Raw genomic sequence first — 17,265 nt, forward strand, 5'->3', positions numbered from 1 at the left:
TTTAATAACTTAAGACTTAATTAATTCTTTTTTAGAAAAAATTATTCCAATTTAAAAAAATTTTAACTCATGGCATAATTTTAAAAAATGAATATTTATTAGACAAAAATATTAATATATATTAATTTTTCATCTTTTTTTAGATATTAAGAATATTATTTTTCAAATGCTTGGAAAAGTTATAATATATTTAATCTCCATAATACTAATAATAAATTTATTAAATTTAAGGGGGATTAATATTAAATTAAATAAATATCAATTACAAGCATATGAAAATTTAGGTTCAATCAGAAATTCTAAATTATCTTATAATAGATTGAAAAATGTTTTAAAAAATATTAATGATTTTAATTATGATGTTTTTATTCAAGGATCCTATGCAAATAAGACTAATATTCCTGGAGATAGTGATGTTGATGTTATTATTAATTTAAATGATATTTTTAATCATAATATAAATGAAAATTCTAAAGAAGATCAAGAGGATTTTCATAGAAATCATAGTAATGCAAAGCTAAGTATAAAAGATTTTTATGATTCAGTTTTATCTGTATTAAATGATTCTAACTATAATTTTCTAAGAAAAAAGAAATGTTTAAAAATTTCTGGGACTCCTTTAAATGTTGATTTAGTTGTTAGCAATAATTATCATAATTATACTAAATACCCTAATTATATTGAGGGAATAAAAGTGTATACTTCTAATAATGAAAATATAGTTAGTTACCCTAAGCTACATAAAAAAAATGGTTTTAATAAAAATAGTCGAGTTAATAGTAATTATAAAAGAACTGTACGAATTTTTAAAAACATTAAAAGTTATTTAGTTTCAAATAGTGTAATTTCTGAAAGCATTGTTTCATCTTATTTTATTGAATGCTTATTATATAATGTTCCAGATAATTATTATCAAAACTATAACATTGAAAAAAGATTTTTTGGAATATTAAACTATTTATTAAATGAACCAAATTTTATGGAAATGAAAACTCAAGATGAACAAAACTATTTATTTGGTGATTCGGATAATCAATGGGATAAAAAACATGCATTAAAGTTTTTAAATTGGGTAAACTCTTTTAATAGGTAAGATGTTATTATGCATAACTATTCAGTTGATAAAAATCATGATAAATTTATATTAACTATTATATTAATTTTTGCAGGTTTTTTAGATGCACTAATAAATTATATTTTCCCTATTTGGTTCCATAATTTTTTTGTTTCAATTTTTTATTTTCCTTTCTTTTTAATTACCTTCATTGCATGTTTTTCTTTTTTATTTTTTTTATTTAATGATTTTTTATGGAGTAAGAAACCTATTAATAACTGGATAGTGAAATGTCCTGATTTAAATGGAAATTGGGAAGGTCAAGTTATTAATCCTTGTTATGATCCAATAGATGTTCATGTTGAAATAAAACAAACATGGACAAAAATTATTATTTATTTAAATACAGATACTGCGGAATCTAAAACTAAAGCATTAACTTTTTTCACAGAAGATTCAACATACCCTAAAGTAGAATATATTTATTATAATAAAACTAAGAATAATTCTGATAAAGATTTTTATTCACATGGGGGAACAACATCCTTAATTTATAAGGAGAATTGTCTAGTTGGTAATTATTATACAGATGAACAAAGAAGAACATATGGAAAAATTAAATTATGTAAAAAAAATATTAAATAGTTTATAAATTTTAATCATTTTTATATTTAAAATTGTTAAAGGAGGAGTATTAATGCCTTATTTTAATAAAATCGAATGGGAATTTTTAAAAAATTCAAAAGAATATGATTTAAGTTCTAATCATTATGAATTAAATATTTCTATACCGAATTGTAATAAATTAAAAATTAAAAGAGATGAACAATATAATATCATTGGATTATTTTCGGGTGAGTGTTTCAATGTGGATGAAGTTGAATTTGTTAGAGAACTTTTTAGAAGTAATTCTCCTCCCAAATTTCAGGTAAGTTCAAATTCAAATATTTTAACTTTTTCCTGTAGTTCAATGATAAAATTAACATTTGATGTAAAAAAGAATTATGAATTTACTTTTTATATTAAAAACTTAAACAATCAATCACATAATTTTAATAAGGAAGAAATTTCTTGGACAAGTGAATGGTATGTTAATGGTTCCTCAGAAAAAGCTTTTAAAAGAGCTACTGAGTATATTAAAAAAGATTTTTATGTTAAAAATAGGTTAGATTTAAATTCTGAAAATTTTAATTATCAAAATAGTTCTAATTTTACTGATAAAATATCTTCAATAGTTCGTGATTATTTATTTATTGAACCTACAAATTGTTCTTCTTTTATTATAGGGAAAGTTCCTGAAAGATTTGGTCCTAATTGGTCAAATTGTATTGGAATTGAATATCAAAAACAATTTGGTTTTCCTTCTCAAAATGATATGAAAAAAATTCATGAAATATTATCATTTTTCTTTGGACGATTGTTAATTAAGGTTGGGGAAACATCCTTTGATAAGAATGGTTGGCCGTTAAATGAAATATCTATTGAACCTAATATTTCTCCAATTACTAACTTAAAAATAATATCAGGTTTAAATGATTTATGTCCTATAAAATATGATTTACCCCTTTTTAATAATTGTATAGAACAAGATTTGAAACTTTTATTAGATAATTATATATGTATGGACGAAAATTTTTCAAATGTATTTAAATTGTTATTTGATTCTATGTTAACATCAACAGATTCAGCTATTGTTATTATTGCTGGTGCTTTAGATTTTTTAGTTGATTATTGGTTAAGTAACAAAAAAACCGAGTTTTTATCTAAAGAAGAGTATAATAATATTGTTAAAGCTGAACTAAAGAGTATTAATGAGAAGTTGGATGAATATCCTCAATTATTAAATAAAATTAATAATGCTTATAAAAAAAGTGGGACAAGTAGATATGATGATTTTTTTGAGGATATTGGGATTGAAGTAGGGAAAGTAGAAAAAAAAGCTATGGATTATCGGAATATTATAGCTCATGGACATAAAATGAAACCAGAAACGGAAATTAAATTAATTCTTTTAACTTATGTTTACATGACTTTGTTGAATAGATGTATACTTAAAATTTTAGGTTTTACTGGAAACTATAACGATTTATGTTTTAATGAGAATAGGAATATCAATCTTAAGATTCCTGAAGAAAAATTAAAAGAAATTAAAAATATGGCTAATGAATATATTAATGAGAATTAATATATTAATCTCAAATTTATTGAAAAATTTTTAATATAACAATGTTTATATAAATGATAACAAATAAAAGAAGAATATAATAATTGTTATATTTTTTTCTATAAAAAAAAATTAATAATTAAAAAAAAAGAATTTGTATTTAAATAAAAATAATTCATGGTGGTGGAAAATAAAATGTTACTAAAAATAGAAGACTTAGCAGTACAAGTCGAAGGAAAACAAGTACTCAAAGACATCGACTTGTGTATAAAAGAAGGAGAAACCCACGTCCTACTCGGACCTAACGGTGGAGGGAAAAGTACACTCTTCATGAGCATACTCGGATTTCCTAATTACAAAATAACCAATGGTAATATAATATTTAAAGGAGAAGACATAACTAACTTAACAACAACCGAAAGAGTTCAAAAAGGAATAGGTGTAAGTTTCCAAACACCTCCAGCAATAAGAGGAGTAAGTGTAGAAAACCTATTAAGACTCATAGAAAACAAAGATATAGAAAAAGAACTCTCACCAAAAATGCAAAACTTATGCACAAAACTAAAATTCAACCAAGACTTCCTAAAAAGAGACGTGAACCTCGGATTCTCAGGAGGAGAAGTTAAAAGATCAGAAATACTCCAACTCCTAGCACAAAAACCAGAATTCGTAATGTTTGATGAACCTGACAGTGGAGTAGACATAGAAAACGTTGAATTAATAGCAGAAGAAATAAATGAATTATTAGAAAAAAATACCAAACCAAAACAAAGAACAAGATCAGGATTATTAATCACTCACCTCGGATACATCCTAAACTATGTAAATGCAGACATAGCACATGTACTCCTAGACGGTGAAATCGCTTGTTCAGGAAACCCAGAAGAAATAATACAAGATGTTAAAACAGAAGGATTTAGAGGATGTGTTGAATGTGCGGAATGTATCTCAAAAAGCTGCTAAAGCAAAAGACAAAAAAGCAGCAATAGGAACAGATGTAACTATAGAAAACTATTCAGAAGAAACTATAGATGCATATGATGTAATAGACAGCTTAGATGATGTAAGTAAATCAACACAAGACACCCTACTAAAAGTCGGAGTAGACTCTGATGAAACTAATCGAGCAGGATCATTTCTACAAGTTGGTCAAAGTAACATCTTCCAAGACAGCCTAACAGGTGATGTGGAATTACTAAACCTACAACAAGCATTAGATAAATACAATTGGGTATCAGATTTAATGTGGACAACAGTCCAAGCAGACGCAGATAAATACACTGCAAAAACAGCACTTCGAGAATCTGAAGAAAATGTAAGATCAGGTTACTTCATAAGAAGTAAACCAGGAACCAAACAAACCTTCCCAGTACAAGCATGCATGTTTATAGCAGACCAAGACGTAATCCAAACCACTCACAATATAATAATTGCAGAAGAAAACTCAGAACTACATTTAATAACTGGTTGTGCAACAGGAGACGATGTATCCTCAGCACTCCACGTAGGAGTCTCAGAACTATTCGTCAAACCAGGTGGAAAAATCACATTCACCATGATACATAACTGGGCAGAACAAGTAGAAGTACGTCCAAGAACCGGAATAAAAGTAGAAGACAATGGTACATTTATAAATAACTATATCTTAACCAGTCCAGTACACTCTCTACAATCTTATCCAACAGCACACTGTGTAGGTAAAAATTCACGTGCACTATTCCAAACCATCCTTAATGGTCAAAAAGATAGTTACATTGATAGTGGGGCACGAGGAATACTTTCCGGTGATGGAGCATCAACAGAAGTTATTAGTCGAGCAGTAAGTAATGATGAATCAAAAATTTATGCAAGAGGGCACCTAGCAGGTGAACGACCAAACGTAAAAGGTCACCTAGAATGTAACGGACTCGTACTATCCGATGATTCAAGCATTTATGCTGTACCAGAATTAGAAGCAAACAGTAGTGGTCTTGAATTATCACACGAAGCTGCAGTAGGTAAAATAGATGAAGATGAAATCTATTACCTTACAAGTCGTGGTTTAACAGAAGAAGAAGCAGCTGCAATGATAGTTAGAGGATTTTTAAGTATGGATATAACAGGCTTACCACCAGCACTTGCAAAATCCACACAAGAAATGATAGACATGAGTGTAAAAGGAATATAAAAATAAATACTCTTCCTTTCCCTCTATTTTTTTATAATGTTTCTAGCTAGATTAAACAATTCTTCTTTGTCTATATAAAGATTAAAATTCCCTATTTTTTTATAACTTTAATTAAACTATTTTTAAATTCAATTTTTAACAAAACCTTAAATAAAAATGATTTTATTACTCTCCTATTTTTTTAAAACAATTTACTGGTTTATTTATAATTACACTCCATTTTAACTAATTTTGAAAACTAATTTTTTTTAAATGACTTACAAAGTATTAATTACCTAATTATAATTGGAGGTGAAAAAAAATTTTAAAACTTAAATTTTAAGTACAGATATTTTAGTTTGATTTAAACAAAACTTATCAAATCTATCTAAGTCAAAAAAAAATTAAGGAATATAATTTTTAGAATGGAATGAAAAATAAGAAAAAAATTAAATTTTAAATCTTTAATGGGGAATTAAGAGAAAAATATAAGTCAAATAAATTTATATAAAAATTATAATAAAATAGTGGGGTTTTAAAGAATAAAAATTTTGAAAAACATAGATACAAAGACAATTTCAGGAAGGATCTCTAAAGAAAAATTTGAAGAATTAAAAAATTTAAATTTAGATGGAACAACTAGTATAAAAGTTGCTAAAGCAATAGATTTTTTAATATTAATTTATTCAGATAATAATGAACAATATAAGGAATTATATGAATTAAATTTAAAGAGAACCCGTAGAGATGAAATTGAAAAAGAGTTAAAGGAATTAAAAAAGGATATAAATTTTTTAGAAGAAAAAAACAATACAGTTAAAAACTTAGATTTAACTGATACATTAAAAAAAATATATTATAATGATAAATGTTCAGATTTTTTAAATAAGCAGTTAGAACGATTATCTAATAGAAGGTATGCTCCTGAAATTTTTAAAGATAAAAATAATTTATCTTTTAATCAAAAAAGGTACTTAGAAATTTTAATTAATAGTTTAAAAAAGTTTAATAATGAAAACAATTTTGATTTAGATTATGATAGTTTTATTGAGGGGATGATACAAATAAAACAGGAAAACAAGGATTAAATAAAAATATACTTATTATAAAAGTTTAAATTAAAAATTTAACTAAGTTTTAAATTGTATACACATTTTGCATACCTTTTAAAATTTTTGCGCAAGTGTAGTGTAAGGGGGGAGTTATAACTTTAAGTTATAACTATAACTATATTCTAGCTAGTATAATAATAATAATAATAATAATAATAATAATAATAATAATAATAAACTATAATTCTGCGAGGGTCCTGTATAGAAAAAGAGTTATAACTTTAAATTATAACTATAACTCCCATAATACAGTATACATTTTCAAATCTTAAAAAACCTATAACTTTAAGTTATAACTTTAACTCTATTCTTATAGTATACATTTTCAAATCTTAAAAAACCTATAACTTTAAGTTATAACTTTAACTCTATTCTTATAGTATAGATTTTCAGATTTTAAATTAACTATAACTTTAGGTTATAACTTTAACTCCTCTTACTTAGTATAGTTTATATTTATAAAAAATATTTTTTTCATATAATTGTATTAATTTATTCATTGTATTTTTTTAATGATCTTTTAATTTTTGGTTTTTAGATGAAATTTAAATATTTAAGGGGGTAATGTTTTTTTTATTAAAATTTTTTTGGGGTTTATTCTTATTTTTATATTTTTTGTTGATTTTATCATATATTGCTAGCTAGAGGTATACTGATTGGTACTTTTTTCAATGTTTTATAGGGGCTTTGTTTTTTTTAATTTTTTCATATAATTTTTCTTGTTGGTGATGTTTGTGTTTCTTATTTTTTTAAATGTCTATTGGATTTTTATTGAAGTTTTTTAAGTGTTTGTATAGTGTTTTAATTATTTTAAAGGTATTTAGTTAAAAATAAAACTGTTAGTATTAATACATACAAAAAACTTAATATGATATTTAAAGCTTTCGAAATACTTTTCGAAGTAACATTTATATTTAATACTTATTTAATATATTAACAGTACATTGATGTTAAGCTGAGCTAGCTCATTAACGTACAATAAAAACTAAAAATTAAATAAGAAAAATTAAGACTTTTTTTTTATTTAAAAAAATATTAGTTTTACATAAAAAAAACTTTTTATAAAAAGCAAAAAAAAAATATAAATCCTTTAAAAGGAAACCAATATTTCTTTTTTTAAGGTAAAAAAAAATATATATAAAAAAAAATTTGAGATATTCTAGAGGAGGAAAAACTCTATGGACGAAGATGTAAAAATAGTAATGTTTTGTTGTAACTGGTGCTCCTATGGTGGAGCAGACACAGCAGGTACTGCTAGAATGCAATACCCACCGAATATAAGAGTAATTCGAGTAATGTGTTCCGGAAGAATAGACCCACAATTTATCCTTAAAGCATTCAGAGAAGGTGCAGATGGAGTACTTATCGCAGGATGCCATATGGGAGACTGCCACTACGATGCAGGAAACTACAAATTAGATAGAAGAATGAGATTAGTTTACAAACTCGTAGAAGACCTTGGAATAGGAAAAGAAAGAGTATACCATGATTGGATCAGTGCATCCGAAGGGGAAAAATTCGCAACTACTGTAACCATGATGGTAAATCGTATTAAAGAACTCGGACCATCCCCATTAAAAGAAGAAATCGAAGCAGAAGGATAAATTTAATATTATTTGGAGGATTATGATAACATGGCTGAAAAAGCACAAATAGGAACCATGTGGCTCGGAGGATGTTCCGGTTGTCACTTATCAATTGCTGATTTCCACGAATCATTACTTGATGTATTAGAATTAGCAGAATTCAAATTTTCACCAGTACTTATGGATACCAAATATGATGAAGTACCACACTTAGATGTACTTATTGTAGAAGGTGGAATAAGAAACAATGAAAACCGTGAATTAGCAGAAATGTTAAGAGAAAAAGCAGACTTTGTAATTGCATACGGAACATGTGCAGCATACGGTGGAATACCAGGACTTGGAAACTTACACACCGTAGAAGAATTAGAAGAAGAAGCATACATTAACTCTTGCAGTACTGTAAACCCAGAAGGAATCATCCCAAGCGAAGGCGTACCACACCTTGAATCCCGTGTAAGACCATTACACGAATGTATTGATGTGGACTTAACCATCCCAGGATGCCCACCAAGATCCGATGTAGTTGCACAAGCAATCATCACATTATTAAATGGGGAAACAATAGAATTACCAACAACTAACCTTTGTGAAGTATGTCCAAGAGAAAAACCACCTGCAGGTTTAGCAATGGACTTCATCAAAAGACAATTTGAAGTTGGAAAACCAGAAGAAGATTTATGTTTAATCTCCCAAGGACTCGTATGTATGGGACCAGCAACAGTATCCCTCTGTGGATCCGAATGCCCAGGAGATGCAAACGTACCATGCCGTGGATGTTACGGACCAACTGCAAATGTTAAAGATGCAGGAGCAAAAATGATTTCCGCTATCGCATCAGATTACGGAGTATCAGAAGATAAAGATGTAGATCCAGAAGAAGTAGCAAACGAATTAGATGATATCGTAGGAACATTCTACACCTACACTTTACCTGATGCATTAGTACCAATGAAAATGCAAAAAGGAGGCAAATAAATATGACAACACTTACAATGGAACCAGTAACCCGTATTGAAGGACACGCAAAAATCACCGTAGACCTTGATGAAAACGGTAACGTAAAAGACACAAAATTACATGTAATGGAATTCCGTGGTTTTGAAAAATTCTTACAAGGAAGACCAATAGAAGAAGTAGCACGTATCGTACCACGTATCTGTGGTATTTGTGATGTACAACACCACTTCGCAGCAGCAAAAGCAGCAGACCAAATCTTCGGATTCGGAGATGAAATACTCCCTACTGCTTATAAGATGAGAGAAATTGAAAACTGGGGTTCATTCATGCACTCCCACGCTCTTCACTTTTACTTCCTCGCAGCACCAGATTTAATAATACCAAACGGAACAAGACAAACCCGTAACGTATTCCAAATCATTAAAGACAGTCCAGAAGTAGCATTACAAGCAATCAAAATCAGAAGAAATGGTTTAGATATTGTAAGAGCAATAGGTGGACGTCCAATTCACCCAGCTAGTAGTATTCCAGGTGGAATAACCACAGAACTTTCAGATGAAACACAAGCAGATTTACTTGCAAAAGCAAAAGAAAACGTTGAACTTGCTCAAGCAACCCTTGACCTTGCAAAACCAGTATTTGCTGAAAAATTAGACCTTGTACAAACCCTTGGAAACTTCGGAGACACACGTCACTGTGGACTCGTTAAAGATGGTGTATGGGATGTATATGATGGAAACGTAAGAATAAAATCTAAAGACGGATCCAAAATCGAATACGAATACAACAACCTTGAATACCAAGACATTGTTGCAGAACATGTAAAACCTTACAGTTGGTTAAAATTCCCATACATTAAAGAATTAGGATACCCTGAAGGAATTTACCGTGTAGCACCATTATCTCGTTTAAATGTTGCTGATAAAATGCCAGACCAAGCACCATTAGCTCAAGCTGCATTTGAAGAATTCCGTGAAAAATTCGGATACGCACAACAACCATTACTCTTCCACTGGGCAAGAATTATTGAAATGTTAGCAGCAGCAGAATGTGCAGCTGACGGATTAGATCAAGACTTATCTGGTGAAAAAGTACCGGAACCACAAGAAAAAGTAGCAGGAGAAGGTGCAGGTATTGTAGAAGCAGCTCGTGGAACATTAATCCACCACTACAAAACAGATGACAATGGACTTGTAACTAAAGCAAACATCGTTGTTGCAACTATCCAAAACAATCCAGCAATGGAAATGGGAATAAACCAAGTCGCAAAAACTTACATTAAACCTGGTGTTGAAGTAGATGATAAAATCTTCAACCTTATGGAAATGGTTATTCGTGCATACGATCCATGTTTATCCTGTGCAACCCATACAATGGATGGTCAAATGAGACTTGCAACTATTGAAGTATACGATAGTGAAGGAACCCTTGTCAAGAAAATATAAAATATTTGATGCAAAAAAAAATATAATACTAAAAAAAAAATAGAATTTTATAAAAAAAAGTTTTTTATGAGGAAAAAAATACTATTTAACCCCCATATTATTTTTTTATATAATCCCTTTTTTTTAGAATTATTTTATATTAAAAAAAATATTTTTTTTTTCAAACAAAAAAATTAAAATAATAAATTGAAGAAAAAAAATTTAATTAATTAAATTAGGAGAATAACTAATATGATATCAGTTAATCAAGATACTTGCATCAAATGTGGAGCTTGTGAAGGAGTTTGTCCTTCAGGTGCTATTGCAGTAAAAGAAACAGTAACTTACTGTGATACTTGTGAAAGTGAACCTAAATGTGCTGATGTGTGTCCTAATGGTGCATTAACTGTTGGAGACATTATCATTTCTGATGATGCAGATCCAGTTGTAAGATTAAACTTCAATCCAAGTAAATGTGACCAATGTGGAGAATGTATAAGTGCATGTCCTAAAAGTATAATGAAACTTGGAGACGAGGAAGGAGAATTACCACTTGGTGGATACTGTGTAATGTGTCAACAATGTGTTGATATTTGTCCAGTAGATGCAATCGGTATGCCAGGTATAAAAGAACCAGCCACTCGAGAAGTAAATATTGAAGGTGCAGTCTACATAGAAGACTGTGTAGGATGTGGAACATGTGTAAGTGAATGCCCAGTAGAAGCAATTACTTTATCTGGTTATGGTGAACCAATCACTATAGATGAAGATACTTGTATTAAATGTGGAATCTGCTCACAAACATGTCCATGGAATGCAGTATACATTAGTGAAAACATTCCAACTAAACGTGGAAAAACCATAAACACTTTCACATTAAACAATACAGATTGTATTGGATGTAATACTTGTGTAGATGCATGTCCAGGAGACTTCATACAAGCTAAAGGTGCAGATTTAAGTATAAAATTGCCAAAAGCATGTGCAGCATGTGGACTCTGTGAAAAATTATGCCCAGTCGACGCCATTACATTAGATGTGACTTGGGGACAAGCAACACAAGCCAACGAAGAAGGACTAGTCCGTGATACAAATAAATGTATCTTCGATGGATCCTGCGCACTTAAATGTCCAACAGAAGCAATACGTGTAGTCACTAAACGTGGAATGGAATTACCCTCCAAAAAACGTGACATGGGAGAACCATCCTTCAACATGTGTGCAAGATGCGGAGCATGTGCAGCAGTATGTCCAAACGATGCACTACAACTTGCAGAAGTAGATAAAATCATAGACGGTGTAACAGTTACACGTAACCGTATAAACTTCAATGCAAGTAAATGTGATCAATGTGGAGACTGCATAAGTGCATGTCCATATGACATGTTACATGAAACAAGTAAACCAAACTTACCTGTAGCAGGATTCTGCACACTCTGTGAAAACTGTATCGAAAGATGCAAAGAAGAAGCACTATCACTAAAATAAACACAAAATAAACAAATTTTATAAGGAATTTTAAGGGGAGGAATTACTCTTATTTCCCCTTTTTTCTTATAAAAAAAATTATTAACTCTTTTTTTCTTTAATTATCAAAAATTTTCTAATAAATAATCCTATTTTTTTTACTCATATTTTATGAGAATAATATAGTAAAGTATTTATTGTATAATTACAATAAGGTTATATTAACATGGTATTTTTTTAACAACCCTTTAAAAGAACTTATTAGGTTTTGGATTGTTTTAATAAATTAAAACAAAAATGAAAGGTTTAATTTGATGTTAAAAAATAACTAACACTCTTACACCTACTCATATTCCCACCATAATAATAATTGTATGAAAATTTTAAAGGACATAAAACTATTGTTATTTAAAAGAATACTTCATGTTAAAATGTTTATATGGGGATGATGTAATCCCAAAATAAGAAAAATGGGGGGAAAACTTTCTTCTCTATTTTTATTATAAGGGTTTTACTATTATTTTCTTTCATATGAAAAAGAATAAAAAAAATATATTTAGACAGACGAATGAAAAAATAGATCAAAAAAAATTAAATTTTTTTTGATACTATAATAACTCAAAAATTTTGAGGTGAAAAATAAAATGTTTTCAAAAAACATTAAAGTTTTATCATTATTTTTAGTTCTTGCAGTTGTAATGATTGGAGCACTTGGTGCTGTATCTGCTGCTGATGCTGGTGATTTAACTGGTGATAATGTTAATATTGTCACTGATAATGCTTCAGCTTCTGTAGATTATACTGGTGCAGGTACTGTTCATATTACTGGTGATGTTAAAACCAATACAACTGTTGGTACTACTTCTAGTATTGATAATAACACTCCTGTAAATGATACCCTTGGAGATTCTGCTCTTACTGGTGAAGGTTCAAATGTTAATGTTGATGGAACTAAAATTTATACAAAAGCTGATGGAACTGGAGATACTATTTCTACTACTTTAACAGGTACTTCATCTAATAATTTAACATTAAATGAAAATGGTACTTTTTCAGCAGATTATACATTCTCTAGCACAGCTTTAACTAATGGTACTACTTACTATTTACAAGTAACAATACCAGTAAATGCTGTTGCAAGTGATGGTACAAACTATGCAGATGTTAAAACTGTTATTGTAAAATATGTTCCTTTCACTGCTACTACTGCTACTATGAATCTTGATAAGAATACTAGTACTATTAGTTATGGTGATGATTGGACTTATAGTGGAACTTTAAATAATCCTGATGGTACTCCTGTAGTTAATCAAGCTGTTTTATTAACAATCACTGGAAACAGTTTAGCTGAAAAGAATAATGTTACTGTTTATACTGGTGCTAATGGTGAATTTAAGTTTAATACTACATTTTGGAATGCAGCAGGTAATAGTCCTTTAGCTGCTACAACTACTGAAAATTATACTTTAGCTTTTAATAGTACTGGTGCTACTACTATTGGTGCTACATTAAATGTTACTAATAAGAATGGTAAAGTTAATGTTGTATTAAATGATACTAATATTAACTTTGGTGATGTTATTACTATTAACGCTACTATTGTAGATGCTAATGGTAAATTAATGAATGTTGCAGGTACTTTAACTGCTACTTTAATTAACCAAGCAACTGGTGATAATGTTACTGTTACTTTAAATCCTTCTACAGATAATACTGTTTACACTGGTGAAACTTCAAATACTTTACCTGCTGGTGTTTACTATATTACTGTATCTGGTACTCAAACTAATTATGATATTAATGCTTCTGATGTTAATCTTTTAACTGTTAATAAGGTTGCTACTAATATTAAAGGTAATGATACTATTTACACTACTGGTGATGCTTTAGCTAAGACTGATGATACTTTCATTAAATTAGTTTCTAACTCTACTACTGGTGTAACTAACATTGATGGTTCTTGGACTGCTGTTCTCTATAAAGCAGACGGTACACCAATAAAAAGTGTAACTGTTACTGAAGGAACTGGTGCTGCTCTAGGTACTGCTACTATTAAAGCTAGCGAAATCACTGCTTTAGCTGATGGTAGTTATTATGTTGTAATTAATTTTGCTGCTGATAATTATCTTCCTAGTAACACTACAGTAAATATTGTTGTTAAAAAACTTAATACTATTACTATTACTAATGAAGATTTAACATATGATTTCGGTACTACTGGTAATGATACTTACTTAAACATTACTTCTGATAAAGTTATGAATACTACTGTTGAAGTATTCCTTGGCAATAAATCTTTAGGTAATGTTGATATTAAAGATGGAAAAGCTAGTATTGATTTCGGTAAATTAGCTCTTCAATCTGATGATTATACAGTTACAATAGTTTATGCTGGTGATGATACTTACTTACCATTTAATGCTACTACAAAATTAACTGTTGTTGGTAAAAATATTGGTAATCTTAACACTAATGCTTCCATTATTAATGGAGTAACTATTAATAGTGTTAATAAAACTTTCACTCTTAACTTAACTAATAGTACTAAAGATCTTGTAAATTACACTGGTAAAGTAAATTATTACATCGGTGATAAACTTGCTGGTACTGTAAACATGGTTGAAGGTAAAGTTATTGTTGATGCTAAAACCTTAACTGGTTTAACTAATGGAGCAAACATTTTAACTTTCCAAATCAAAAATAATTTTACTAGTGAACAAGTTAAGGTAACTATTAATACTGTTCAATTACCTACTGATATTATAGCTGATAATCTTACTACTACTAATAATACTAATATTATTATTAAAGGTAGTGTGACTAATGCTACTGAAGGACTTGTTACTGTTATTTTATTAGATAAAGATAATGAACCTCTTGCTCTTGCTTTCGGTGTTTTAAATGCTGATGGTACTTTCAATGTTTCATTTGCTAATTATGCTAATGGTGTTTACACTGCTAATATAATGTATAATTCCACTACTGGTTTATCTAAAAATAATACTAAAAACATTACTGTAACTGTAAACGGTACTGCACCTACTCCTACTGGTAATATTACTACTAATTTAACTATTAATAGTAATTTCACTGAAGCTTATGGTGAAGGTTTAAACTTAACTGGTAAATTAACTGATGCTAATGGTAACCCTATTGTTGGTCAACATATTGCTCTTAATCTTACTAACCCAACTACTGGTGCTAGTAAAATTTATTGGGTAACTACTGATACTAATGGAGAATACCAATTACAAATTAATTTATTCGTTGGATCTTACACAGCTAGTGCAAGTTATGGTGGTTTCACAACTGCAGATAATACAACTACTTATTTACCTAGTGGTCCTGCAAACGGTACTATTACCGTTACTAACGGAACCGAACCTGTAGATAACCGTACTGCTACCGTATTATCTTTCAGTAATTTTACTGAAACTTATGGTCAAGCTTTAAACTTCACTGGAACTTTAAAAACTACTGATGGTACTCCTATTATTGGTCAAAAGATAGGTATGATATTATCTAATGCTGCTGGTCAAAGTAAACTTTACTGGAGAACTACTGACTCTGCTGGAGAAGTACAATTACCTATTGAATTATTCGCTGGTGATTACACCTTCAAATGTTACTTTGAAGGGGACAGTACTTACCAACCTTCCAATAATCAAACTGGTAGTATTACTGTAACCGCTTAAAGTTTAGTAAATGTTTTAAACACAAAATAAACAAAATTTTATATAAAAAAAATTTTAAGTTAAAAGGGGAATTTTTCCCCTTTTTCTTAAAATCCTATTTTTCATTTTTTTAAATTCCTAAAACTTTTACAGGTGAAATTTTATTTATAAAATATTTTAATGTGTACATGTTTACACACTCACACATTAATTTATTCAAAATAGGAATAAAAAAATCTTATACTAAATTTTAAAAAAAAGAAACTATTAAAATAATTAAAAAAACATTTAATTAAAATATTATTTAAAACCTTAACTATAAAAATAATTAAGGCTTTACTAAGGTTTACTTAACTATGCACGTATTTACTAATTTTTTCACCCTTCCCATCTATATCTTCTTTCAGTATTTCACCTTTTTCCATAATTATCCCCCCATTAACAATTGTCATTACAGGTTTACCAGTATAACTCCAATTTTTAAATGGTGAATATTTAGCTTTACTATAAAATTCCCTAGGATCTATTACTCCACTTTCTTTAAGATTTACTATAGTTAAATCTGCATCGTATCCTTCACGTATTTCTCCCTTATTTTCAAGGTGGAATCTTTTTGCAGGATTTTCACTCATTATCTTAGCTAGTAATCCTAAACTTAAGCTACCCTTATTTACCTCAGTTAAAAGTAATGGCACTACACATTCGAGGTTACTAATTCCTGGTTTACTATCCCACACACCTAAACTTTTTTCATTTAATGTGTGGGGTGCGTGATCTGTTCCTATCATACACTCATGGGTAATGTTTTTTAATCCAATTTTATCATTAACGTTACGTAGTGGTGGGTTGGTTTTTACCATATTTCCTAAACTATTAAAGTAACTGTTATCTAGATATATGTGGTGTGGTGTAAACTCATAACTTACATCACACGGACTTTTTAATACTTCCTTTAATCCTTTAACTGTACTCAAATGACAGATGTGTGCTTTTAAATCATACTTTCTAATTAAATCTAGGGCTTGTTTTATACTTACAATTTCTGCCTCAGAGGGTCGAGCATAACTATAATCAATACTCTGATTTTCTAGTTTACTTTTTTGATAGTAAGTATTTTCATGTACTATAAAACGGTTTTCACAGTGACAAGAAACTAAAAAACTAGTACCTAGTTCAGTGTTTAATCTTTGTAAATCCTTAAACTTTTCATTTAGACTAGAATCTGTTTCGAGGTCCATGAATATTTTAAAACTAGCAGGTTTCAATTTTGCTATATTACACATTTCAGTATATGTATTAAATCCAGAGTTTAAACCGAAGTTCACTATACTTTTCTTTTCCCCTATTTTTATTTTTTCATGAAAATTTTTATAAGTATTAGTTATGGGTTTAGTATTGGGCATATCAATTACAGTAGTGAATCCTCCATTTGCAGCACTCATACTACCAGTATAAAAATCTTCCTTATAAGTTAAACCTGGGTCACGGAAGTGTACATGAGGATCTATTAAACCTGGAAGCACCACTTCACCTTCTCCTGGGCTTATTACGTTTTCCCCATTTAAACCTGTTTTACTTATTTTACTTATCTTTCCCTCATTTATTCCTATATTATATTCACCTTTCATGTTTACTATTTTCACATTTCTGAGTACTGTATCAAATAACATAAAATAAA

General features: G+C 29.1%; 12 protein-coding genes. 11 read left to right on the forward strand and 1 reads right to left on the reverse strand.

From position 1 onward, the window contains the following. Positions 1-166: 166 nt before the first annotated feature. From ACA135_RS01030 to ACA135_RS01080, 11 genes are all read left to right on the forward strand, one after another. The gene (locus tag ACA135_RS01030; protein WP_409198463.1) at positions 167-1,093 is read left to right on the forward strand and encodes a nucleotidyltransferase domain-containing protein; all 927 of its coding nucleotides are present in this window, start codon (positions 167-169) and stop codon (positions 1,091-1,093) included. A 9-nt stretch (positions 1,094-1,102) separates the two neighbouring features. Continuing rightward, on the forward strand, positions 1,103-1,699 hold the full coding sequence (locus tag ACA135_RS01035) for a hypothetical protein (protein ID WP_409198464.1): 597 nt from the start codon (positions 1,103-1,105) through the stop codon (positions 1,697-1,699). A gap of 52 nt (positions 1,700-1,751) precedes the next feature. Next, complete coding sequence (locus tag ACA135_RS01040; protein WP_409198465.1) at positions 1,752-3,239, forward strand: hypothetical protein; 1,488 nt, start codon at positions 1,752-1,754, stop codon at positions 3,237-3,239. A gap of 174 nt (positions 3,240-3,413) precedes the next feature. Then, entirely contained in the window at positions 3,414-4,181 is a 768-nt protein-coding gene (gene sufC / locus ACA135_RS01045) for a Fe-S cluster assembly ATPase SufC (RefSeq protein ID WP_409198466.1), read from the forward strand. Next, the gene (locus ACA135_RS01050; RefSeq protein ID WP_409198467.1) at positions 4,117-5,385 is read left to right on the forward strand and encodes a SufB/SufD family protein; all 1,269 of its coding nucleotides are present in this window, start codon (positions 4,117-4,119) and stop codon (positions 5,383-5,385) included. Before sufC ends, ACA135_RS01050 begins: the two co-directional genes overlap by 65 nt. Positions 5,386-5,915: 530 nt before the next feature. After that, positions 5,916-6,452 carry a hypothetical protein gene (locus ACA135_RS01055; RefSeq protein WP_409198468.1) on the forward strand — a complete coding sequence of 179 codons (537 nt, stop codon included), beginning with the start codon at positions 5,916-5,918 and terminating at the stop codon, positions 6,450-6,452. 1,202 nt (positions 6,453-7,654) lie between these two features. Next, positions 7,655-8,080, forward strand: a complete 426-nt coding sequence (locus ACA135_RS01060) for a hydrogenase iron-sulfur subunit (protein WP_409198469.1) — start codon at positions 7,655-7,657, stop codon at positions 8,078-8,080. A gap of 30 nt (positions 8,081-8,110) precedes the next feature. Further along, positions 8,111-9,040 carry a F420-nonreducing hydrogenase gene (locus ACA135_RS01065; protein WP_409198470.1) on the forward strand — a complete coding sequence of 310 codons (930 nt, stop codon included), beginning with the start codon at positions 8,111-8,113 and terminating at the stop codon, positions 9,038-9,040. A 2-nt stretch (positions 9,041-9,042) separates the two neighbouring features. Beyond that, the gene (locus ACA135_RS01070; protein WP_409198471.1) at positions 9,043-10,467 is read left to right on the forward strand and encodes a Ni/Fe hydrogenase subunit alpha; all 1,425 of its coding nucleotides are present in this window, start codon (positions 9,043-9,045) and stop codon (positions 10,465-10,467) included. Between the two features lie 231 nt (positions 10,468-10,698). Further along, on the forward strand, positions 10,699-11,934 hold the full coding sequence (locus tag ACA135_RS01075; RefSeq protein WP_409198472.1) for a 4Fe-4S binding protein: 1,236 nt from the start codon (positions 10,699-10,701) through the stop codon (positions 11,932-11,934). A gap of 623 nt (positions 11,935-12,557) precedes the next feature. Beyond that, the gene (locus ACA135_RS01080; protein WP_409198473.1) at positions 12,558-15,608 is read left to right on the forward strand and encodes a beta strand repeat-containing protein; all 3,051 of its coding nucleotides are present in this window, start codon (positions 12,558-12,560) and stop codon (positions 15,606-15,608) included. Between the two features lie 329 nt (positions 15,609-15,937). Here the strand turns inward: ACA135_RS01080 and pyrC are convergent, their stop codons facing one another. Further along, entirely contained in the window at positions 15,938-17,257 is a 1,320-nt protein-coding gene (pyrC, locus tag ACA135_RS01085) for a dihydroorotase (RefSeq protein WP_409198474.1), read from the reverse strand. Positions 17,258-17,265 lie beyond the last annotated feature (8 nt).

Origin of the sequence: Methanobrevibacter acididurans, from assembly GCF_046197875.1 — an archaeon.
GTDB classification, from domain to species: Archaea; Methanobacteriota; Methanobacteria; order Methanobacteriales; family Methanobacteriaceae; genus Methanobrevibacter_A; species Methanobrevibacter_A acididurans.